Source organism: Streptomyces sp. NPDC096339, from assembly GCF_044762985.1.
Taxonomy (GTDB): domain Bacteria; phylum Actinomycetota; class Actinomycetes; order Streptomycetales; family Streptomycetaceae; genus Streptomyces.
In genome coordinates this window covers 126,529-147,566 of record NZ_JBIWFI010000009.1, presented here as the reverse complement: position 1 = coordinate 147,566, position 21,038 = coordinate 126,529, and the positions used below count along the sequence as shown (strand labels likewise).

At 69.5% G+C, this 21,038-nt stretch carries 16 protein-coding genes and 3 pseudogenes; 10 read left to right on the top strand and 9 right to left on the bottom strand.

The window, feature by feature from the left end; all coding sequences use genetic code 11:
* Window positions 1–222: 222 nt before the first annotated feature.
* From ACIQ5Y_RS15335 to ACIQ5Y_RS15320, 4 genes are all read right to left on the bottom strand, one after another.
* Window positions 223–1,929 carry a thiamine pyrophosphate-binding protein gene (locus ACIQ5Y_RS15335; protein ID WP_403879880.1) on the bottom strand — a complete coding sequence of 569 codons (1,707 nt, stop codon included), beginning with the start codon at window positions 1,927–1,929 and terminating at the stop codon, window positions 223–225.
* A gap of 10 nt (window positions 1,930–1,939) precedes the next feature.
* Window positions 1,940–3,313, bottom strand: coding sequence for a hypothetical protein (locus tag ACIQ5Y_RS15330; RefSeq protein WP_403879878.1), 1,374 nt, complete (start codon window positions 3,311–3,313; stop codon window positions 1,940–1,942).
* Window positions 3,314–3,328: 15 nt separating this feature from the next.
* A complete protein-coding gene (locus tag ACIQ5Y_RS15325) occupies window positions 3,329–6,196 on the bottom strand; it encodes a peroxidase family protein (protein WP_403879876.1) in 2,868 nt (955 codons plus the stop codon).
* Window positions 6,197–6,406: 210 nt separating this feature from the next.
* Window positions 6,407–9,424: a hypothetical protein gene (locus ACIQ5Y_RS15320; protein ID WP_403879874.1), complete on the bottom strand. Its 3,018-nt coding sequence runs from the start codon at window positions 9,422–9,424 to the stop codon at window positions 6,407–6,409.
* Between the two features lie 205 nt (window positions 9,425–9,629).
* Here ACIQ5Y_RS15320 and ACIQ5Y_RS15315 point away from each other — a divergent pair, with 205 nt between their 5' ends.
* The 4 genes and pseudogenes from ACIQ5Y_RS15315 to ACIQ5Y_RS15300 all read left to right on the top strand — a co-directional run.
* On the top strand, window positions 9,630–9,914 hold the full coding sequence (locus ACIQ5Y_RS15315) for a hypothetical protein (RefSeq protein ID WP_403879872.1): 285 nt from the start codon (window positions 9,630–9,632) through the stop codon (window positions 9,912–9,914).
* Complete coding sequence (locus ACIQ5Y_RS15310) at window positions 9,911–10,504, top strand: hypothetical protein (RefSeq protein ID WP_403879870.1); 594 nt, start codon at window positions 9,911–9,913, stop codon at window positions 10,502–10,504. The genes ACIQ5Y_RS15315 and ACIQ5Y_RS15310 overlap by 4 nt, the downstream gene beginning before the upstream one ends.
* 38 nt (window positions 10,505–10,542) lie before the next feature.
* Window positions 10,543–10,764, top strand: a pseudogene (locus ACIQ5Y_RS15305) (transposase); the annotation flags it as partial.
* Window positions 10,765–10,801: 37 nt separating this feature from the next.
* Window positions 10,802–10,897: pseudogene (locus ACIQ5Y_RS15300) on the top strand (IS5/IS1182 family transposase); the annotation flags it as partial.
* 135 nt (window positions 10,898–11,032) lie between these two features.
* On the opposite strand, the gene budA reads toward ACIQ5Y_RS15300, so the two are convergent.
* The gene (gene budA / locus ACIQ5Y_RS15295; protein WP_403879868.1) at window positions 11,033–11,815 is read right to left on the bottom strand and encodes an acetolactate decarboxylase; all 783 of its coding nucleotides are present in this window, start codon (window positions 11,813–11,815) and stop codon (window positions 11,033–11,035) included.
* A 334-nt stretch (window positions 11,816–12,149) separates the two neighbouring features.
* Here budA and ACIQ5Y_RS15290 point away from each other — a divergent pair.
* Window positions 12,150–12,317 (top strand): annotated as a pseudogene (locus ACIQ5Y_RS15290) (hypothetical protein); the annotation flags it as partial.
* Between the two features lie 171 nt (window positions 12,318–12,488).
* Here the strand turns inward: ACIQ5Y_RS15290 and ACIQ5Y_RS15285 are convergent.
* Window positions 12,489–12,812 (bottom strand): TfoX/Sxy family protein, encoded by a 324-nt coding sequence (locus ACIQ5Y_RS15285; protein ID WP_403879866.1) that lies wholly within the window; start codon window positions 12,810–12,812, stop codon window positions 12,489–12,491.
* 266 nt (window positions 12,813–13,078) lie between these two features.
* Here ACIQ5Y_RS15285 and ACIQ5Y_RS15280 point away from each other — a divergent pair, with 266 nt between their 5' ends.
* Both ACIQ5Y_RS15280 and ACIQ5Y_RS15275 read left to right on the top strand, forming a co-directional pair.
* Window positions 13,079–13,474 (top strand): hypothetical protein, encoded by a 396-nt coding sequence (locus ACIQ5Y_RS15280; RefSeq protein WP_403879864.1) that lies wholly within the window; start codon window positions 13,079–13,081, stop codon window positions 13,472–13,474.
* A 511-nt stretch (window positions 13,475–13,985) separates the two neighbouring features.
* Window positions 13,986–14,288: a hypothetical protein gene (locus tag ACIQ5Y_RS15275; RefSeq protein ID WP_403879862.1), complete on the top strand. Its 303-nt coding sequence runs from the start codon at window positions 13,986–13,988 to the stop codon at window positions 14,286–14,288.
* A 51-nt stretch (window positions 14,289–14,339) separates the two neighbouring features.
* Here the strand turns inward: ACIQ5Y_RS15275 and ACIQ5Y_RS15270 are convergent, their stop codons facing one another.
* Window positions 14,340–14,921, bottom strand: coding sequence for a hypothetical protein (locus tag ACIQ5Y_RS15270; protein WP_403879860.1), 582 nt, complete (start codon window positions 14,919–14,921; stop codon window positions 14,340–14,342).
* A 580-nt stretch (window positions 14,922–15,501) separates the two neighbouring features.
* Between ACIQ5Y_RS15270 and ACIQ5Y_RS15265 the strand changes: the two genes are divergently transcribed.
* Window positions 15,502–15,738, top strand: coding sequence for a hypothetical protein (locus ACIQ5Y_RS15265; RefSeq protein ID WP_403879858.1), 237 nt, complete (start codon window positions 15,502–15,504; stop codon window positions 15,736–15,738).
* Window positions 15,739–16,200: 462 nt separating this feature from the next.
* Here the strand turns inward: ACIQ5Y_RS15265 and ACIQ5Y_RS15260 are convergent, their stop codons facing one another.
* On the bottom strand, window positions 16,201–16,380 hold the full coding sequence (locus ACIQ5Y_RS15260; RefSeq protein WP_403879856.1) for a hypothetical protein: 180 nt from the start codon (window positions 16,378–16,380) through the stop codon (window positions 16,201–16,203).
* A gap of 199 nt (window positions 16,381–16,579) precedes the next feature.
* Window positions 16,580–18,850, bottom strand: a complete 2,271-nt coding sequence (locus ACIQ5Y_RS15255; protein WP_403879854.1) for an MMPL family transporter — start codon at window positions 18,848–18,850, stop codon at window positions 16,580–16,582.
* A gap of 175 nt (window positions 18,851–19,025) precedes the next feature.
* Between ACIQ5Y_RS15255 and ACIQ5Y_RS15250 the strand changes: the two genes are divergently transcribed.
* Complete coding sequence (locus ACIQ5Y_RS15250) at window positions 19,026–20,198, top strand: sensor histidine kinase (protein WP_403879852.1); 1,173 nt, start codon at window positions 19,026–19,028, stop codon at window positions 20,196–20,198.
* Entirely contained in the window at window positions 20,173–20,835 is a 663-nt protein-coding gene (locus ACIQ5Y_RS15245; protein WP_403879850.1) for a response regulator, read from the top strand. The genes ACIQ5Y_RS15250 and ACIQ5Y_RS15245 overlap by 26 nt, the downstream gene beginning before the upstream one ends.
* Window positions 20,836–21,038: the final 203 nt, after the last annotated feature.

The following is a 21,038-nucleotide window of genomic DNA, read 5'->3' as shown; positions in this document are numbered from 1 at the left end:
ACTGTCCGCAGGCGCCCTCGCGGTGGCGATGGGCGGTCCCCTTCGCGACATGCGCGGCCGGCCGGCCGGACCCGACTCGCGGGCGGGCGGCGCGGGCCGGAATCGTCCTCGGCGCAGTCGCCGTGATCGTGCCGGTCGGTGGCGTCGTGTGGGGTGCTCGGGTGCTCGGGTGCTCGGGACATGGGTCACGCTCACCGCGCCTTGGTGCGTACCGACGGGCGTTCAGTCTCGGAAGCGTGCTTCGAGGGTCTCGACGAGACCGTCGATCACGCCGTCGGGCGACGGGCTGTAGTGCGGCACCGCCCATCGCGTGATCTTGGCGTCGATGACCGTGGGCCGGCCCGAGGCCAGTGCGGCGCGGAACGCCTCCTCGAATTCATCGAGCGTCTCCACCTGGTAGCCGTCGGCGCCACATGCGCGGGCGTACGCGGCGAAGTCCGGGTTCCGGAACTCGACAAGGCCGGATTCGGCGTACGTGGCCAGCTGGAAGAGTTTGATCAGCTTGAATTCCCCGTCGTTGAAGATGACCCAGATGACGGGGATGTCGTGCTCCACGGCGGTCATCAGCTCGAAGCCGGACAGCGAATAGCATCCGTCACCGCAACCCACGACGACGGTCCGGTCCGGGTGGGCGACCTTCAGACCGATGGCTCCGTTGACGTGTCCGGCCATTGGTCCGAAGGAGCCGGCCTTTCGGAAGTTCTGCCCCTGTTCAAGCTCCACGTAGTACCCGAGCCACGCCAGATGGGCGCCCGCGTCCGCGAGCAGAACACCCTGTGGTGGCAGCATGCGCCCGATCGACTGAGCGAGTTCTCCGGGATGGATCTTTCCCGCCAGGTGAATGATCTTCCGGGCTTCGTAGTCCCGGCCGTCGACCTCGACCGCAGGGACTTCGCCGACCATCCGCTCCAGCGCGTCGACCAGGGCGGCCACCGCGGGCCGCGCGTCCGACAGCAGGGTGTGATCGGGCCGGTAGGCCTTGCGGAACTCGCCCTCGGAGATGTTCACATGGATGAGCAGCTTGTTCTCGAACAGGTCCTCGCGGTAGTTGAACGTGGCGTGCTGATTGAGGGAGTTGCCGATGCACAGCACGACGTCGGCCTCGCGGAAGGCCTTCCACGCACTGGAGTGGCCGCTGTCGGCGAAGACACCGACCGCGAGCGGGTGCCCCTCGGAGACGATGCCCTTGCCGTCCAGGGTGGTGAGCAGGGGGATCTGGAACCGCTCGATCAGCCGCTTGATCTCCGGCCCCGCGCCGCTCCGTACCGCACCGAAGCCGACGAGCGCCACGATCCGCTTCCCCGCTGCGAGGGCGTCCGCCAGCACCGATGCGATCTCCGCGACCCGGGCAGGGTCCGGCAGGACCGGCTTCACGTCGAGCCTCGGCGGCCGGAAGTTCGTCACCTCGACCCCGCGGTGCGTCAGGTCCTCGGGCACGTGGATGTGCACGGGTCCCGGCCTGCCCTCGAACGCGACGTTGACCGCTTCCTCCAGGACGTCGCACGTATCGGCGATGTCGGTGAGGAGGAAGGACTTCTTGGTCGTGGCCGCGAACATGGCCTGCGAGTCGGGCGTGCGGTTCAGCCCCGACGTCTCGTTGAGCGAGCCCCATCCGCGCCACTTCATGCTCGCGTACCCCGAGACGGCGAGGACCGGATAGGAGTCGGACATGGCCACGGCCAGCCCGGAGAACAGATTGAACGCGCCCGGACCGGCCGTCGCGAAGCAGAAGCCCAGCCGATTGGTGTACATGGCATAGCCGCAGGCCATGAAGGACGCGGCCTGTTCGTGTCGCGTGATGACCGGCCGGATCTGCTGCGAGTGCTTCAGCGCCAGCATCAGGCCGGCCGCGTTCTCCCCGGCACCGCCGAAGGCCGTTCGCACCCCGATGCCTTCCAGCCCCTTGACGATGGCCTCGTAGACTCTCATCGGGTCTCCCTCATCCGTCCCAGCGTGAGGCGTGCCGACGGTGGGCTTCGGTCAGGCCGTCCTGGAAGAACCGGTCGTAGTATTCGGATTCCACGTGGTGCGCCTGCAGCCAGATGCCGGGCACATGGATGGCGTCGGTGTGAGCCGGAAACCGCCCGTGGGTCTCGTGGATGTACACGCAGATGTCCCGCGCGCATTCGATCACTTGCCTGTCGTACTCACTCGCCTCGGCGAGGTACCGCTGGGCGTAGTCGTCCTTGTAGATGCGGGTGAAGAGGTCCTTGTCCGCGTAGATGCCGTTGTCTGCGAACTTGGATCGGACGACGGAGTCGACGGCGTCGTGCATCGACGGGTAGTTGGGTGGGCAGGCGCCCTTGACGAGGTGTTCACCGCTGGCCCGCAGCCCCACTGGGTGGGCGCGCAACTCGGCGTACTTCGGCAGCGGCACCTGCCAGCGCAGGATGTCTGCGGGACGGAACTTCGGCGTGACGAAGTCGAAGCCCAGCATGCGGCCGTATGCGCGAGAGAACTTCGGGTCGCCCAGCATGATCTGGGGACTGATCGTCGCGTGGATCCAGGCGCCCAGTCCCATGGCGTCCGCGACCAGCATCATGTTCTGCAGCAGCAGGTCGGCTTCGACCTGGGTGCGCATCGGTCCCATCGAACCGAGCGGCAGTTTGATGTCGGGGTTGAGGAAGCCGTTCTTCACCCACTTCCGTACCCCGGCCGGGCGGTAGAAGTTGCGGTCGTCGACGACCGTGGGACGGGCTCCCTCGGGCTGGGTGAGCAGGTACATCAGAGCGTTGATGTACTGGTGGGAGAGGTCGACCACCGGCAGGAACAGGGTGGTGCCCGGAAGGTTGGACAGGAACCGGTTGGAGTCGAGGTACGCCGGGAAGTCGCGCATCCCCTCGGCGACGTCCAAGCGGTGGTCCAGTACGCGGACCTTCGACTGGCGGGCGCGCTCGATCAGGGTGTCGGGGTCGAAGGTGTGGTCCCGCGACGGAGGCAGCTTCCTCAGGTAGTACGTGCCACTGTCGTTGATCATGAAGAAGTGGGTGGCCTGCGCGTTGTCGGGACTACCCGCCGTCCGGCCCGTCATGTTCAGGTTCGGCTTGGCCATGATGGGCTTGTGATCACGCGGGTCCTCGAAGGGCCGGTCGGGCATGGTGAGTCCCGAGGAGCCGGTGAGGGCGATGAGCACCGCCTCCTCCAGCTCGCCCAGCGGCTCCGGCCGGTGGGTGGAGCGGTGGCTCATCGACCCGGCCGGCACGGACGCGCCCCGGCTGACACGGTGGGTGCGCCGCTTGAAGACCGTCTCCCACAGCGGACGCGAGAGAAGGGCTTCCAGGCCCGGGTGGCCTGCGCTGTCGGGTGTGGACATGGCGCCTCCTCTCGCTCAGCCGTGGCCGGGGCTGTGGTTGTTGCGGACGGGCTGGACCGGACGCCAGGGAGCGAACGCGCCGGCCCCGCGCGGCAGGACGCCCGCCAGCTCGGGGCAGTGCCGCAGGATGACGCTCGTCATGCCGCCCCGTTCGATCCAGTCCATGCCGAGGGGCGTGTAGATCTCGGGCCGGAAGTCGACCGTGAGGAACCGGTCGCTCTGCAGCCGTCTGCTGGCCATCAGGATGAAGACCCGGAAGGCGGTGTCGCTGAAGCCGAAGCCCGTGGGCGGATTCTCGGCGAAGAGCCCCACCACGGTGTCGATGTCGTCCACCGAGCGGTACACGTCCCGGAGCCGGGCGACGGTCTGCGGATCGGAGGAGAGGTCCTCGAACCGCCGGATCCGCGGCTTGTGAAGGCCGGCGCGGAAGTCGTTGTAGCGCGGGACGCCGCGGCGCCGGGTGCGCACCAGGTCGACCACGGAGAGGTCGATCACCTCCCCGTCCCGCTCGAACGCCTGAAGTGCGCGCGGGAAGTTGTGCAGGGTGATCGCCCCGGGGTGGGCGATGCCCAGTGAGTACAGGGTGTTCACCAGGCCGGTCTTCCGGATGAGCGGCTCCGCGGCGGCGCCCTGGAGGTCGGTGAAACCCAGGGTGTCCAGCCGGCGGCCGAACCGGTGGTCGACGAGTTCGTAGTCGTCGGGGATCAGGGGGTGCATCCGGTACACGGTGACGAACTCCTCCGTGAGGGAGTACGGGGCACCGTGGTGGTCGGGCAGGGTCTTGGGGATGCCCTTCTGCCCGTTCGCCTCCAGCAGCCAGACGCCCAGCTGGTCGAGCCAGTTCTTCGGCGGTCCCTGCCAGTTGGTCTTCATCCCGATGTCGAGCGTCTTGGTGGCGAGGATCGCCGGAGTCCACTCGACTGTGTGGATCTTCGCGATCAGGGCGGACACGATCAGCCGCGCCGTGTGATAGATCCGGTCCTCGTCCATGCGCGGATACTCGCGCCGCAGGGCTTCGCACACGGCGTTGTGCTCGCGGGCGAACAGGGTGTGCATGGCGCTGAGGCCGAGCCACCAGTTGTCGGTGAATCCGGTGAGCGGGACGCCCTCCGAGCCGTTCGGGAGGTGGCCCTCCTCCAGCCGGAGCCCCGCGCCGCCGCCGGGCTCGCGAAGCGACTTCGCGAGGGACTGGTCACCGCCGTAGACCTCCGAACCGTCCCACCAGTGGGAGACGTCGCCGGCGAACAGGATCGGAGAGCCGTCGCCGCCGTGCGGCCGCAGCGCCTCGTCCTCGCCGAAGCGCATCACCTTCTCGCGTGGTCCGCCTGGTGTGTTCTGCCAGGTCTCACCGGGTGGCAGCGGCACTTCGACGCTCTTGGTGGCGACTGGAAGCCTCTTGTGCTTGACCCAGTCGTGAACCTGGAACTGGATCCACGCGGCGGCGATGATGTTCAGCGACGTCGCGGGGATGAACGCGTCACGCCGGAGCAGTTCCCTGCTGACGGTCACCGGATGCGGAGTGTCGAACTGGTCCGGGCGGTAGACGGGCGGCATGGTGCGGCCGAAGGTTGCGCCGACAGCACCCATCTGCGGCGCCGACAGATCGTTGTAGGTGCCGTCGTAGCTGCGCCTGACCAGCAGCTCCTCGTCGGGCGGGGCCTCGACCGGCTGGGCCTGGGGCGGGGCCTGGTGGACTTCGGTGTCGATGAGGTTGTGCCGGCGCAGGGTCTGCCGGAAGGCCATGAGGTTGAGCAGGCCGAGCGGGGTCGGCAGCCGGTGCCATGGGACGAAGCGGTTCACTGTGCGGAAGGCGGCGCGGAGCGGCGCCCCGAGCAGCGTGTTGCGCCGTGGCTCGACGGTCACGAAGCGGTGGCCCAGGCGGTGGGCGCTGCCGGCCTCGTAAGCGAGCTTGCGGGCACGGTTGAGGTTGCCCAGGGGGCGGAAGCCTTCCGTGGTGTGCCACGGGTTGAACGCCAGCAGCTCGACCCGCGACGCGCAGGCGCGTGCTCCGGCGGTGTGGACGTCCTGGCGCGGGATGGTCAGCGTGGCCACCGGCAGGATGGGGGCGTCCTCCTCCGTCCACTCGGCCGCGCCGTCCTCGATGGAGGTGCGGCGGGCGTCCACGTAGCGCTGGAGGCAGAGCTCGAAGACGACGTCCGTGTCACGCAGCCGCCGCGCTAGCTCACGCCGCAGGTGATCGGGATCGGTGCGGGGCAGGTCCGGGGCCGGTGAGGCGTCCGCGGCGGGTCGCAGCTGATAGCGCACCGGTCCGCGGTCGCCCCACAGAATCGCGCCGCGGCTCCAGTACGTCTCCAGCGCCAGGCTGGACACCGTGTGGGCGGTTCCCGCGACAACATTGCGCCGCATGCGGGCAGCCGTGGGCCACCCGACCGCCAGGGGCAGCTTGACGAACAGGGCGAAGCCTTTGCGGAGCCGTGAGTCGGCTCCCGCCATGGCCTGCGCGAAAGCGACGAACTCCCCGGCATTGCGGGCATGGGAGACCGGGAAGCTCGTCATCAACAGATCGTGGGTCTCCTCGGGGCCCACCGCGACCCGCAGCGCCGCCCCGCGCAGATCGGGCGCGAAGTCGGGCTGCCGGACACCGCTCGCATTGGACAGCCGGACCGTGACCGGATACTCGGCTCCGGGCTTGGCGAATCCCGTCCGCAGCGTTTCGGGGAGGTCGTCGTGGAACTTCAGACGGGCGTTCTCCACTCCGAGGACCGCCTTGGCGTGGAAGGTCCGTTCGAGAGTGGGGGAGCCGCTGCGTTTCTTCACCTTGAGCTGCACCCGCAGGAGGTCACCTGCGAGTCGCTCGAAGACCAGGCGTTCGGCCTCCGGGCTGCCGCCGACGTAGCGCTCGTACCGCTCGGCCTCATCCATGCGCGCCTCTTCGCGAAGGGGGTTTCCGTCCACTCCGTACGACGGTGCCCCACCGTCCCGGACGCTGTCGTGCGCAGCGGGGCAGACGGGCGAAGGAAGCCGGCGCCCCGGCTCTCGCATCCGGGCCGGGACCGTCCCCCGTACGGCCGCAGGCCCGGCCTCGACCACCGTCGCGTGCCCTTGCCACACTGGCCGCGCGGAGAGCCCCGGCTAGTCGGCTTCGCTCGTCCCGGCCTGCCCGCTCGTCCCGGCCTTCCCGGCCGCCGTGCCGAGGTAGTGGCCGAGTGCCCGGTAGGCGTCGAACTGGGCATGGTCGAACCACTGGTCGAAGGTGGCCTGCCGTGGGAAGGCCTTCTCCTTGAGGGCGTAACTCAGCAGCTCGTAGGACATGTCCGGGGTCAGGTTCGCCTTGGCGAAGACGATCGTGCCTTCGTCTGAGGGGGGAGTGCCGGGGGCGAAGAGGACCGGCTCGGGGTACCTGATCGTGCCCGTCACCACACAGCTCGCGGAGAACCGGGCGTTGAGGGCCGCCATCGCCTCGGTCGGCCTCAGCGGCTCGGCGCTGCCCGGCACCAGCTTGAGTACCTCGTCCTTCGGGAATTCGATGACCACCCCGAGGTCCTCGTAGGCGAGGGTCACGGCTTGGGCGAGGGTGGTGGCCAACGGCGGCGTGTCCCCACTGGAGTCGATGACGTAGATCGTCCGGCAGCGGAGCCGGAGCATCTCGACCAGCCCGAGATTGTCGAAGTGCCCGCCGTCGGTGCACAGAACCATGGGGCTGGTGTCCGAGTACCGGCCCACGAGTTCCTGCAACTGGTAGCGGAGCCGCCGCATCCTGGGCAGCCGGGGCATCGTCCAGTCGGGACCGTACGTCGCCAGCTCGGCGAGATAGGCGGGGTTCGGCACCCACGTGCCCAGACGCAGGTTGGACAGCGCGAGCAGCCGCTCGAAGAACATCGTCTGCGTGCCCATCGCGGAGGCGAAGGCTGCGCCGGACACTGCGACGGCGGACTGCACCGTGATGTCGCGCCTGATCAGCGGCCGGGCCGTCGCCTCCATCGTGGAGGTTCGCACCCAGCCGGTGTCGGGACCGCCCACATAGTCGGAGGCGAAGGTGAAGGGGACCGCGGGGCGGCCGGGCGCGGTGCGGTTGCGCAGCGAGACGGCGGCGGAGGCGGCGAAGATCACCTGGGGGAAGCGGTCCACCTTCCGGGCATGGGTGCTGAGATGGGTCGGCTCGGCGTTGTAGTCGTACGGGAGGCCCCCGACCGAGCCGTCGTTCAGCACCGCGCGTCGCACGGCGAAAGCGCCGGCCAGTCTCTGCCGGTAGAAGGGGTGCAGGCTGAAGGTGGTCTGGTCGATGAGGAACGGCAGGACGAGCAGGGCGACCGGCAGGCCCACCTTCCACCGCCAGTCCCACTCGCCCGCGTACACGGCGACCCAGGAGAGGAGAGCGAGACCGAAGAAGCCGAGCAGGAGCAGCACCAGCCAGCAGACGATGGCCTTCACCCAGCCGGTACTGCTCTGCACGGTGATCGACTTGTTGCTCTTGGAGAACATGCCCGCCGCGTCGCCGTCCGGCTTGAGCTTCTTCACCGACTTGTGGGCCGCGGTGTACAGGGCACCGAGCCATGTCGCCGCGGCCGTGAGCGCAGCGAGAAGGGACACGCCCCGGCCGCCCTTGGGGAGGAGCGTCTGGGTCTCGGACAGCCATACGAAGAACCAGATCACGGCAGGAATGATCACGGTGTACGCGGCGACCGCCAGAGCCAGTGCCACGATCGCCTTGATGACGCTCCGCACCCAGGCCGGGCGGGATTGCCCACTGAAGGCCCTGACGAGCGAGGCGACCAGGGTCACCACACCGGCGAGCGCGAGGAGGGCGAGAACCGGGTTCCGGACGTGCGCGTACAGGTTCAGGTGCGGGACCTGGTCACCGGGGCGCCGGAGGCTGTCGAGGTCGGTCAGCGGGAGGTACGAGTAGAAGGCGTGCAGGTACATGCCCGCCACGGTGAACATCAGCGCCAGCATGCCGAGGGACACGACCATGCCGCGCAGCACCGTCCCCGCAGCCAGCAGCTTCTCCCTGGGACTGTCCGCGAGGTACTTCGCGTGCCGCCGGATGTGGTCCTCTTCGGGGCTGCCGGGCGCGAACACGTCCTCGGGCGTGGCGAGATCGGCCCGCACGAAGGGCTTCCCGTTCCTGTCCTTGGGCTGTTCCGGGGTGAGTGCCAGCTGGAAAGCGCCCGCCGTGAAGCCGCCACCCGATACGGACACCAGATAGCGTGCCGTGCGGACCACACCCGCGTCCCGGAGTGCCTGGAGGGCGCCGAGGACGACCGAGGCGGAGCGGATCCCGCCGCCGGATGCGCAGATGCCGACCTCGGCCGGCTCCCGGCCGGGCAGTTGGAGCGCCCTGGTGTGCCAGCGGGCCTTCGCGGTGTCCTTGGGTACGGGCTGCTCTTCGCGGTTCGGTGCGGGCGGCGTGTACGGGGCCGTCCAGTCCGCCAAGGGTGTGGTGGCTTCCGGTGCCGCGGGCGGGGCGATCACGTCGGGGTCGTCCGACCAGCTTTCGGAACCGTCGGCCAGCCTGTGGGCGCTGCGTACGACGGCGCGCGGATGCGGAGGCCGCGGTCCGTGCACCTCGGCCCCGGGGCGCAGGATCCAGCGGAAGGCCAGGATGGCGCCCATCCACAGGGCCGCGGCGATCAGCGGAACGACGACCGTCCACTTCACCTGGGCGCAGTAGGCGGCCCAGGTGAAGGCCCATTCCGGGCCGCTGTCGAGCCGGTCCAGGCCCAGGCGCAGAAAGAGGTTCTCCGCGCAGTCCACCACCAGCGGTACGGCGGTGAGGGCCAGCGCGCGGCGGGCCCACAGACGCGAGGACCTCCGGTAGAGGAAGAGGGTCGCGAAGCCGAACACGGCGGCCAGCGCCAATGTGTACCCCGGGATGAACATCAGCCAGTCGAGGAGGAGCCCGTCCTTGAAGAGCTCGATTGCGTCGCTGCCGTTGCCGTCGATGATGTCCAGCACCGTCCGGCGGGTCGGGAGGTTCCCGCCCGCGGCGAACTGCAGCCGCACCTCCGCCCTCGCGCCGGGCTTGTCCATGGGCGGGGCCAACACGTACACCAGCACCAAGACGAGGCCGATGATCAGACCGCCCCAGCAGAACCAGGGGGCCCAGCCCGGAATCCGACGTCTCGGGGTGTGCTCCTGAGTGGGCGCCATGTACCCACGGTAGTGAAACCGAAGCCGTATCCAGGGATGCGCGCGGATGGGTCCGCGATACGCGCTGCGGGCGGCGCGGCGACCGGATCCAACGGCCCCTTCGCCCAGCGAAACAACGCGAGTACGACCCGCAGCGCTGACAACAGCGGGCACCCCGCGTCAAGGAGTTCTTGACAAGTCCGGCGTGTCAATGTTTCCTTGACGCATGTTGATCTTGAAGTCGAAGACCGAGCACCGCGACGTCTTCCCCGCCACCACATCCATGGCCGCCGTGCTACCGCTCGCCGTGAGCCTGCCGGCTGTGACGGTGATGTTCGGCGACCGGTTCGGCAACTTCGCCACCGTCGCCCTGATCGGCGTGGGCCTCGCACTCATCGCCTGCACCTCCGCCCTGGCCGCCCGAACGGCCGCCCGCGACTCCGCCGAGCAGGCACGCCGTGACGAGGAAATCCTCGACGCCCTCGAACCCCTTGCCGGACTGCGCCGATGAACAACGAACCACTGCTCCACCCGACGGAGATGGACCGGATCCGAGAGGGGATCGCCGCGGCCGTCCTCGGCGCCCCCGAGGGGCTCGCCGAATCGCTCGAACACGACGCCCACGGGTACCTGCGCCTGCTGGACGCCTCGCGCGTCGGCGCCGAGGAGGCGAGCCGGCTGCTGCGCGAAGCGGTCCAGGGTGCCAGGGCCGCCGGCCACAGCTGGGACACGGTGGGTCGTGTCCTCGGGGTGAGCCGCCAGGCCGCTCAGCAGCGCTTCGCGGGCAAGGCCGCGGGCGCGGGGTCGTCGGCACCGCCGGCCGAGGGGCCGAACGCCCCGAAGCGCCGCACCCTCGGAGGACTGACCGCGTTCAACGAGATGGCCGCCCTCGAGGAGGCCGGTCGCGACGGGTGGCACATGGTCGGCTACGGCCCCTTCTTCCACGAGGTGGAGGCGTCCGGCCACCCCTGGGAGCACTGCCGGGTCACGCTTCCCTCTGTCACACGACACCGGCGGATGGAATCGGAAGGTTGGATCCCCGTCGGTGCGGGATGGTTCCCGTGGCGGTATTACAAGCGGCCCGTCAACCACGCCATCTAACAGATCGTCTCAACCGGCTCACCAAGCTGCCGACCGTGATGGCGATGGTGGAGCGTCTGGTGCCTGACGGGTTGTGGGAGTTGTGCCGGCGGGTGGTCCCGGCCGGCTCGGTGCGCCCGCAGCGTGGTGGCCGGCGTCGGTATGGGGCCCGGCAGGTTCTGGCGGCCATCGTGTGCGTGGCCGCGACCGGTTGCACATGGCGCCAACTGCCTCCGGGTTCCGGCCCGTCAGGCCCGACCGCGCACCGTCACTCCACCGAGCGGGGCCGGCCTACGACGTGACCTGCGCCGATGGCTCCGCGCCCGGAACATCGTCCCGCGCATCGCCCGCAGAGGCATCGAGTCCTCCCAGCGGCTCGGCCGCTACCGCTGGACCGTGGAGCGAACGGTGGCAAGAGATCGACTACGGGCAGTTCCACGAGTGGCTGGAACAGGCCCGCGCGGCGAAGGCGGCCGACACCGACGAAACGGCCGACTTCAACATCATGCCGACCGTCCTCGACGCACTGGACCTGCCGCCTGCGACCGTTCACGGCCTCGGGCTGCCCTGGAGCACCGCCGCGATCTCACCTGCGATGTCGCCCCGGCCGAGGCAAGCGCTGCGGAAGTCCTGTGTACGCGGCATGCGCAGGAGCAGCTCGTACTCCACGTCGATGCGCACCCGCCCGGAGCGCAGTACGAAGTCGTAGGCGTGCCCGCCGCGTGTGCGGCAGCCGGAGAGGAAGTGAAGGTGATATCCGGCAGCGGCCACCCCGAGCATGTGCGTGGGGCTGCGGAAACCGACGATCGTCCCCTGGAGGTCGGTGTGGGTGGAAATGATCTGGCCCGCCACCGCGTCGATCAGCCGGGGGTAGGGGCGGTGCTGCTCGGGGAGCATCCGGGTGACCATGTGGTCGAACTGTCCGTCTACGCGGACCGCGTAGAACAGGTTGGGGCTCGGGAGCCAGTTGTCGATCACCGTGCGTAGCCCTGCGGCGTCCACCGGTTCGGTGATTCGCCAGTCGTACTCGCCGTGGAAGTAAGTGACCGCTGCGAGGGGCGTTCGCGTGGCCAGGTCGGCTTCACCGGCGGTCCCGTCGGCGCGGAGCCGGTAGCACCGGCCGTCGAGGACGATCATTTCGCCATCGAGCCGGTCAAAGGTTCCGATGCCGAAGTCTCCATGGCGACGGAGTTCGGCGATGGTGGTCGTGCCTTCGTAGACACCTTCCAGCATGGCCGTCATGGTCGAGGCCTGAAAGATGCGCCCCCTGGGCCGAGTCCGCGACCCCTGCTGTTCCGGCGTGTCGTGCGCGGTCGAGTCCGGTGCTGTCATGTGCTCCCCCTGAGTCGCCGTGAGTACGACGGTCCGACGGCGCTCCGTGCTTCCCCCAGACCTGGGTCCAGCACGCTAGGGAACCAGCGAGACCGTCACAACGGCGCGTGCCTGGTCGCGCGTTGGCACACAGCAGTGCACCGGGCCTGCGAACTGCCCCGCGACGCCCGTGACCAACGCCGCCGACACCAACGTGCCCGACTGAGGGTCTGTACGTCTCGCCCCCAAGGACTCCGTGACCGCGTGGACGAGCAACGCGGAGGACGCTTCCAGCCTGTAGCCCCGGCAGACACCAGCGTGCCGAGGCAGGAGCGAGACCCGCCACCGGTGGCTCGACGCCGGCGACTTCGCCCCGGGCGATCGGCTCCGCCGGCCCAACGGCAGCACCGTCACCGTGCAGGCAACCCGCAACCACCGCTTCGCCGTCACCACGCACAACCTCACCGTCGACGACTTCCACGCGTGCCATGTGCCGGCCGAGGCCAGGGCCGGCCGCCCGTAGCCCCATCCAAGGCGAGGCCGTGTGTGCGGTGAGCGGGTGTCGTACGGCAAGGGGCAGGCCGCGGGCCGGCTGCGGGACCGTAGAGGGGACAGGGGATGAGGAGAATGGCGCCGCGGCCCGGTGAGGGAAAACGGCATGGTGTACGGCGCCCAGGGCGGACCGCGGCCAGGGTCACTTGGGCGGGAGCTGGGCGGTGACGTCCAGGGTCCAGGTCAGCCACTGGTCCAGGACGTCGTCGTCGAGGGCTTCCTCCGCCGGCACGACCCAGCCCTTTTGTGCTCTGCCGCGGCACACCAGCTGTCTGGTGCCGGGGCGGGCGAGGGCTTCGTCCATTCCGTCCGGACCGACGCGCACCATCAGGCCTTCCTCGTAGACGTTGGCGAGCACGTTGCCCTGGAACAGGAAGGTGATCCCGCCGAACATCTTCTTTGCGACCACCCCTTCCGGCTCCATCTGTTCCCGGACCCGCTCCGCCAGCATTTCGTCGTACGCCATGACCCAACACCAACCTTCCGCTCCGTCACTCGCCCGCCCTTCCGGCGGGAACACACCCGTCGTGACCGCCTGCGGCGCGGCCGGCTTCGCCGGTCAGGGGCGGTTGGCGCTGATGCACAACGGCTGACCGGAAGCCGGTGCCGAGGATCCCGGCTGAACCTGAGTCCGAGGCCGATACGAAGGGCCCCGCCTGGCTAGCGGTGGGGCTCCCGATCTTGCCGGACACCCACTTCTCCCGTGGTGTCCCGACTACGCTTGCCATGGTCATGGCCAAGATCGAAACAGGGGGCACTCCCATGCCGTACGAGACCGGCGCGAAGGTGAAGTTGACCAGGGATGTGCAGGTCACCGCAAACGACACGGCGGGCAGGATCGGCTTCCCCGGTCCGCTGTGCCTGGCCGAGGGCTTGAAGGGCATCGTCACGGGCTCGGCAAAGGAAGCCGGCGGCTTGGCCCAGGAGGGGCTCGCGGAATTCGAACGCCAAATCCGCGGCGTACAGTTCGATGGCTTCACAGCCGGTGTGATCGACAACCTCCGTCAGCAGATCATCCGGCACGGAGGGCTCGACGCCGGAGTCGGCGCTCAGATCAGATACAGGGTTCGCTTCGAGAACGGGTTTGTTCTGGGCGGTCTTGAAGAAGGCTGGCTGACCGAAGCCTGAGTCCTCCCACTGGTCCACGACTTCGAGGCAGCCAACGAGCACATTGGAGGCGGGCCCAGCCGCCCTGCTTGGCGATGAAGCAGATGTCGAGTCAGGCGCGGGCGGCCGAAGCGGATGATGACGCTGCCGACGGCTGAGGGTGTGCCAGAGGGAGTGGAGGCGGCGCCAGGCGGGGGAGTCCGGGTCGGCGTCGAGTCCGGCGGCTCGCTTCCAGGCGGTTCCAGGCCCGGACCGGGCAGGTGGAGGGCCTGGTGGTGTACAGAACCGGGACGGTGCGGGGCGGCCTGGATGCCGCGGGGGCGTCGGCGTAGTCGCGTACCTGGGTGGCGGTCTGTTCGTGTTCGCGGCCGGCAATGGCGACGCGCATGAGGACCAGGGCGCGGTCGCGGAGGCCCATGACACCGTGCATGAGCTCCCCGGCAAGAAGGCGGCTGCGAAGAAGCCACGCCGTGGCCTTGTTCACGAGAACCGGTTCTCGTGAGGAAGGCCACATGCCAACATCAACACCACCATGGGCTACAACGCCGTCTACCCGACCGAGACCATCGAGGCCCACCGGGCCTTGATCGCCCGCCGCCGCATCCTGCGCCCGGCCCAGGGATACCGCACCCCGACCCCCACCGAGTGGGAGGACTTCCTCCGCGACAACCTCGTCGTCCGCATCGCCGAGGCCGAGCGCGAAGGCCGGCTCGGAGAAGTCGAAGGGCTCAGGATCAGCCTGGGTGGCGCCGAAGACATGCTGCGCCAGATGGCCAGAACGGCCGCGAGCGCGGTAGTCGATCTACCGACGCCGATGCTGCGGAGCGAACGCTGACATGTCTCGACACTCGGTTCCGAGCGTCAGATGCCGATGCCGCAAGCCGGATCAGAACGGTTCGAAGCATGGCTTGACAGGACCGATCTCTCCGCGTTCTGCCAGCTCGTTCAGGTCTTCCGGCTCAAGGAACTCCAAGGCAGCCGGGTTGATTCCATGGTGCGGTTCCACATCGCGCAGTTGCTGGACGAAGAAGAGCACGAATTGGGTGAACGAGCCGTCGAAGACCTGGGGGTCCGTCCCGTTGATGTTGGTGACCACCTTCCAGCGGTCCGGGTCCGGGTCGCACGGCCAGAAGAAGTGCTCATCGCCGGAGTGGTCGTATCCCCAGGAGATGAGCCCGCCCGGCTCAGGGTGGAACCGGAAGGGGTACGCGTCCGGGTCGCGTCGCCACGACTGCCCGAACGACTCGCTGATCCGCTGCATTCGCTCGAGCAGTGGACTGGACCCTCGGGGGTGGAAGACCACCAACTCCTCGCAGATCACCCCGGTGCCATAGGCGTCAAGAAACTTCTTGAACTCGCCGGGCAGCGCCGAACCGACGTAGTCCTCGACCTCGGTCCAGTCGTCGGAGGACAGCTCTCGGGCTGGCGGCGGGCCGAACAACTGCACCAGCTCGTCCAATGCGGTCATACGCCCCACCTGCTTGTTCGTCCCGTTGTCGGCGGTAAACCTAGTCATTCCCGGTTGCGCCGATCAAGGGGGGAGTTGGCCGGCACCGGCCGCCGGTGCTCTCCTCGCAAGACGTCAGCCGCCAGTCACGACCAACCAGGTCCCCAAGTAGCCAAGGCGCGCGCCGTCACCGAAGACGGGCCTGAGAGCATCCGACGAGCCGGGCTGCGGCCGACGCACACCCCTGCGGTCTTGATCACCGCGGCGATGCTCTGCCACGGCGTCTCGCCCTGGTGTTCTGCCGGCACGTCCCCCTCTTCAGATCGCTGGATCACTGTGTTCGACGAACCGATCGTCCTGGACGGCGCCACAGGGCAGGATCGACGGGACGTCTGCCAGCGCGGCGCCCTACGAGAGCGATCGGTACGGCGGAATTGCGGGATCGAGGTTCCATCGCGCCGCAGGCTGACTCAGGCGGTCCCCGGAAGCCTCGCGGTCGGGGAATCCCCGTCGCACACCTGATCGCCGGACGGGCCCGACTGCGGCCGGCCGGCGACAGAGCACTCACCGCAGGCGTTGCCCTCGGGCGGTTCTCGACGCCGTGCTCGCCCGTCCCGGCCTCGGCGCGGAGATTGGTGCCGACACCACGATCGACCGCACGGGCGTCTACCGGCACCCGCTGAGGTACGTGCGGCTGCGCCGGGACGCGAGCGAGTACGCGCTCAGACTCGTCACATCCGTGATCGAGTTCTTCGGCGTCGAACTGCCGCAGCCATCCGTGAACAGCACCAGGCCCCGAGACGCTCGTCTCGGGGCCCTGGCTGTGTCACTTCGCTGACCACCCGGCTCAACGACCAGTCGGCTGCGATGTCACGGCATGCACAACCAAACGGCCCATCCGCCCATCCGATAATGGGCATGCGCGGCCAGACCCCGCTGGAAGGCCGATGCCCCCCGGCCCCCTTGGCCACCGACACCGGCGCAGACCGCTCGGCAGGTTCCACACCCAGTGCCGTCAGCCGACGCTCCTGCTCCTCGGAGAGTTCGCTCCAACCGCGGCGCTGCCGCTGGAGCCACCGTCCGATGTCCGGCCCCGCGACGCCAGTCGTGTCCCGATCGGTGCGGCGGGACTTTCTGCGGGCCGGTGCAGCAGGTGCCTGCGTAAGTTGAACCGACTCTCAGGTGACGCGATCCACGCTGACCTGGTGCGCAACGGAAAGATGTCCCCACCGGACCAGTGGGGACATCTCAGGGCCTTGCCTCCGGTAGAGCCGAGCAGCACCGGAGGACGGCACCGCGACTAGAAGTTCACGTCGTCAAGCGTGTGTTCATAGTCGGAGTAGCGGTTCTGGTACTGATCCACCGCTACTCCGACGCTGCCGGAACCGTCGTGGACGTGTGTGTCTGCGTTGGCGGGTCCGCAGAGGGCAAGTGCACCACTGGCGAGCGCCAAGGCTACGAGTACGCGCTTGATCTTCATGCTGCCACCAACGATCTTCGGCCCACCGGGTCGCATTCGCCATGAGGACATCACCCGCATGAACCCTGACTGGGGCCAACCGGCGGACGCTATGGCGAGAGGACACGGCGACGCTCCGCTCAGCTCGGCCTATCACGACTCGATATGCCCCTAGGCGACGCGCTGAGGTGCCGGACGCCAAGGGCGGGCGGGAGTTGAGTCAACGGTCAACCAGCCGTGGACGCGGGGCCTCACCCGTGGATTCCGCGTCGGGGTCGTCGGTGCCGACCGGTCCGCGGGGAAGCATCCGGTCCAGCCACTTCGGCAGCCACCAGTTGGCCCGGCCGAGGAGTGTCATGGTCGCCGGTACCAGCACCATGCGTACGACCGTGGCGTCGATGAAGATCGCGGTGGCCAGGCCGAGCCCGAACATCTTGGCGGAGGGGTCGTCGGCGACGGCGAAGGACAGGAAGACCGCCACCATGATGAGCGCGGCCGAGGTGATGATCCGGGCGGTGCCCGAGACGCCCTCGACGATCGCCGTGCCGTTGTCGCCGGTGCGCAGGTACTCCTCGCGTACGCGGGAGAGGAGGAACACCTCGTAGTCCATCGACAGGCCGAACAGGATGGCGAAGAGGAACATCGGGATGAACGACACGATCGGAACCGTCGCTTCCAGCCCGATGAGTGCGCCTCCCCAGCCCCATTGGAAGACCGCGACCATGATGCCGTAGGCCGCGCCGATGCTCAGCAGATTCAGCAGTACCGCCTTGAGCGGTACGAGTACCGAGCGGAAGACCAGCATCAGCAGCAGGAACGACATCGCCAGCACGGCGGCGACGAACACCGGCAGGCGTTGGCTGGTGCGTTGGCCCACATCGGACAGGCTCGCGGCGGCGCCGCCGACGTGGGCCCTGGCCGGGCCGTGCCCGATCGCCGTGGGCAGCACGTCGGTGCGCAGCCGGGCGATGGTGTCGGCCGTGGCCTTGTCCTGAGGGCTGGTGGTCGGGAACACCACGAGGGTCGCGATGCCGGTGGCCCGATCGATGTGCGTCGGCGCGACGGATGCGATGCCCGGATCCGCCGCGACCGCCCCGACGAGTCGGTCCAGCACTCCCGGATCACCGGTGGGGTCCGCGGCGATGACGAGGGGACCGTTGATGCCCGGGCCGAACCCCTCGGCGACGAGGTCGTACGCGCGGCGCTCGGTCCGGCTCTGAGGAAGTGAGCCGTCGTCGGGCAGGCCGACGCGCAGGCCGAGCACGGGCAGCGTCGCCATCAGCAGCAGCCCCGCCGCGCCGACCGCGTACGGCACCGGGTGCCGGCTGACGTGCCCGATCCAGCGACGCCACCCGGCGGCGTGGGCGGCGCCTGCCGCCGGGTCCCGCCGCCGTGCGAGTCGGCCCGGCTTCCTGGTCTGCAGAGCCCGGCCGATCCGACCGGCCCGCCCCAGACGCGGGCCGGCCGCGCCGAGGAAGGCCGGCAGCAGCGTCACCGACGCGAGCACCATGGTCAGGACGACGATCGAGACGGCAAGCCCGCCGACCGTCATGAACGGCACGTTCGCGACCGCCATGCCGAGGATCGACACGACGACGGTGCCGCCGGCGAAGACCACCGGCCTCCCCGCCGTGGCCACCGCTCGTCCGGCCGCCTCGTGCGGATCGAGCCCGCGCGCAAGGTACTCCCGATGCCTGGCGAGCACGAACAGCGCGTAGTCGATGCCCACTCCGAGCCCGACCATGCTGCCCAGAACCGGCGCGAAGGTGGGGACGTCCGTCACCCCCGCCAGTACCGTCATCGTGGCGACCCCGATGGTCAGTCCGAAGACCGCCATGCCGATCGGCAGCGCGGCCGCGACGAGCGAACCGAACGCCAGGAACAGGATCGCGGCCGCGGCGAGGAGGCCGATCAACTCGCTCGCGCCGCCGTCTGGGTCGGAGAAGGCGTAGAAGAGGCTCCCGCCCATCTCGATGCGCAGGGGCAGTTCGGCGCGCAGCCGGTCGCCGAGACCGACGAGGGCGTCGAGGTCCTCGGCCGACAGTCGGCTCTGGTCGGGGTACTGCACCCGGACGACCGCGATCCGCCCGTCGGCCGAAACGAGGCCACCGCGCACGGCGGTGTCCCCGCCCGCGTCGAGCGCCCCTGCCGGGTCGCTCGTGCCGAGCACGTGCGGCAGCCGGCTCACCTCAACCCGCAGCCGCGTGAGAGCGGTGCGCGCGCCCTCGTCGTCGAAGAACGTCGCACCGTCGTCGAGGGGGGTGACGACCACTTGGGCGGTCATCCCCTCCTGGCCGGTGCCTGCCCGCTCGATCAGTTCCGCGGCCCGCTGGGAGTCCAGTCCCGGAGCGGTCATCGAGTCCGCGGTCCGCCCGCCGAAGGCGACGGCGGCGAGGACGGTAAGCGTGCCGGCGATCAGCCATGCCGCGATCACCCGCCAGGGATGGCGGGCGGCGCCTGCGCCCAGGCGCAACAGGGCTTTCGAGAGCATCGGGTCCTCCAACCACCTCGTCGGCCGTTCGTGTACGGCCACCGATCCCGAGGCTCGTCGCCACGGCGCTCCGCGGCATCGGCCTGCGGGTCGCGGATCCGTCGGCCCCAAGTCGGAGTGAATCCCCGTCCTTTCGGCCGATGCGCGGCGCGCCGCGGTCCCTAGGCTGAGAACCGTGCTCCGAGACGACCTGCGAACGCTGTGGACCGAACCCCGGCCGCCCGACGCGCCCGCCCGGGTGCGGCGGGACTGGGCGCTGCTCGCCGCGGGCCTTGCCGGTGTGGCGCTGGAGGCCACCCTGCGCGAGAACGTCGTGTGGCGGCCGGTGGCGGTGGTGTTCACCGTATGGCTGTGCCTGCTGCCCCTGTGGCGCCGGACCCGCCCGCTGGCGATGGTGACGCTGGCGTTCGGCTCGGTGATCGTGCTTCCGGTGGCCTCGCTCGTCGCCGCACCGCGCGAGTCCGTCGGCCTGTACACCGGCGCGGTCGTGCTCGTGCTGGTGTACGCGCTGCCCCGGTGGGGATCGGGACGCGAGATCGTGCTGGGCGGCGCGGTGATCGTCGCGGCCGGCGCGCTGTGTGTCGTCGCGGACGAGACCCCGGTCATCGAAAAGGTGGTGGGCTTCGTCTTCCTGCTGCTGCCCGGCGTGCTCGGGGCTGCCGTGCGGTTCCGGGGGACCGCTCGCGAGCGGCAGTTGGAGCAGGTGCGCTCCCGCGAGCGCGAGCAGCTCGCCCGGGAACTGCACGACACGGTGGCCCACCACGTGTCGGCCATGGTGATCATCGCCCAGGCGGGCCGGGTGCTCGCGGGCACCGACCCGTCCGCCGCCGTCGAGGCGCTGGAGGGGGTCGAGGAGGAAGGAGCGCGCACGCTGGAGGAAATGCGCGCCATGGTCGCCGCGCTGCGCGACCGCGGGGTCGGCGCCGAGCTGGCGCCCCCTGCCGGAGTCGCGGATCTGGAGCGCCTGGTGCGCACCCCGGGTGGTCGCCTCAGGGTCGACCTGGGGCTCGACGGCGAACTGGACGCGCTGCCCCCGGCCGTGGACGCGGCCGTCTACCGGATCGTGCAGGAGTCGGTGACCAACGCGCTGCGCCATGCGGTCGACGCGACCGAGCTCGTCGTCCGGGTCGCCGCGGAACGGCACACGGTACGGGTGAGCGTGCGCGACAACGGCCGGCGCACCGGCCGGGGTCGCGACGGATACGGACTTACCGGACTGCGCGAGCGCGCGACCCTGCTCGGCGGCACACTACGAACCGGCCCGGGTACCGACCGGGGCTGGCATGTCGAAGCCGAACTGCCGAGAGCGAGGAGCGAGAGCGGTGCCCATTCGCGTGCTCGTCGCTGACGACCAGACGATCATCCGCACCGGGTTGCGGATCATGCTGAACGCCCAGCCCGGCATCGAGGTGGTCGGCGAGGCCGCCGACGGACACGAAGCGGTACGTCTGGCACGCGAACTTCGCCCCGACGTCTGCCTGTTCGACATCCGCATGCCCGTGCTCGACGGGCTCGAGGCCACCCGGCTGGTCGCCGGCCCGGGCGTCGCCGACCCGCTGGTCGTGGTCGTCATCACCACGTTCGACCTCGACGAGTACGTTTACGGCTCACTGCGTGCGGGCGCCCGCGGATTCCTCCTCAAGGACACGGGACCGGACCTTCTGGCGCAGGCCGTACGGTCGGCGTCCGACGGTGAGGCGCTCATTGCGCCCAGCGTCACCGTCCGTCTGCTCCAGACGTTCGCGGACCTGCCCGCCGGCCGGCCCGTGGCCCAGCCGGTCTCCCCCGTCACCGCCCGCGAGGAGCAGGTGCTCCTCGCAGTCGCTCGCGGGCTGACCAACACCGAGATCGCCGATGCATTGCACATCAGCCTCAGCACGGTGAAGACGCATCTGGCCAGCCTGATGGCCAAACTCGGCGCCCGCAACCGGGTCGAGATCGCGATGTGGGCCTACGAAACGCGCCGAATCCTCCCCGGAACCTGAGCCGGGTGCCGGGCCATGTCCCATGAGTCCGCGCCCGGACTTCAGTGCACCGGTCGGCTCACGTCGGCTCCACGTGCCTCACCCGCCCCAGAGCGTGACGTACCAGGAGGCCGGAACTGGGATGGTGAGACACCCGATACGAGAAGACTCCCGGCAGCTACCTCGCCGGTCCCCACCTGCACGCCTCGATGATCTGGATCAAA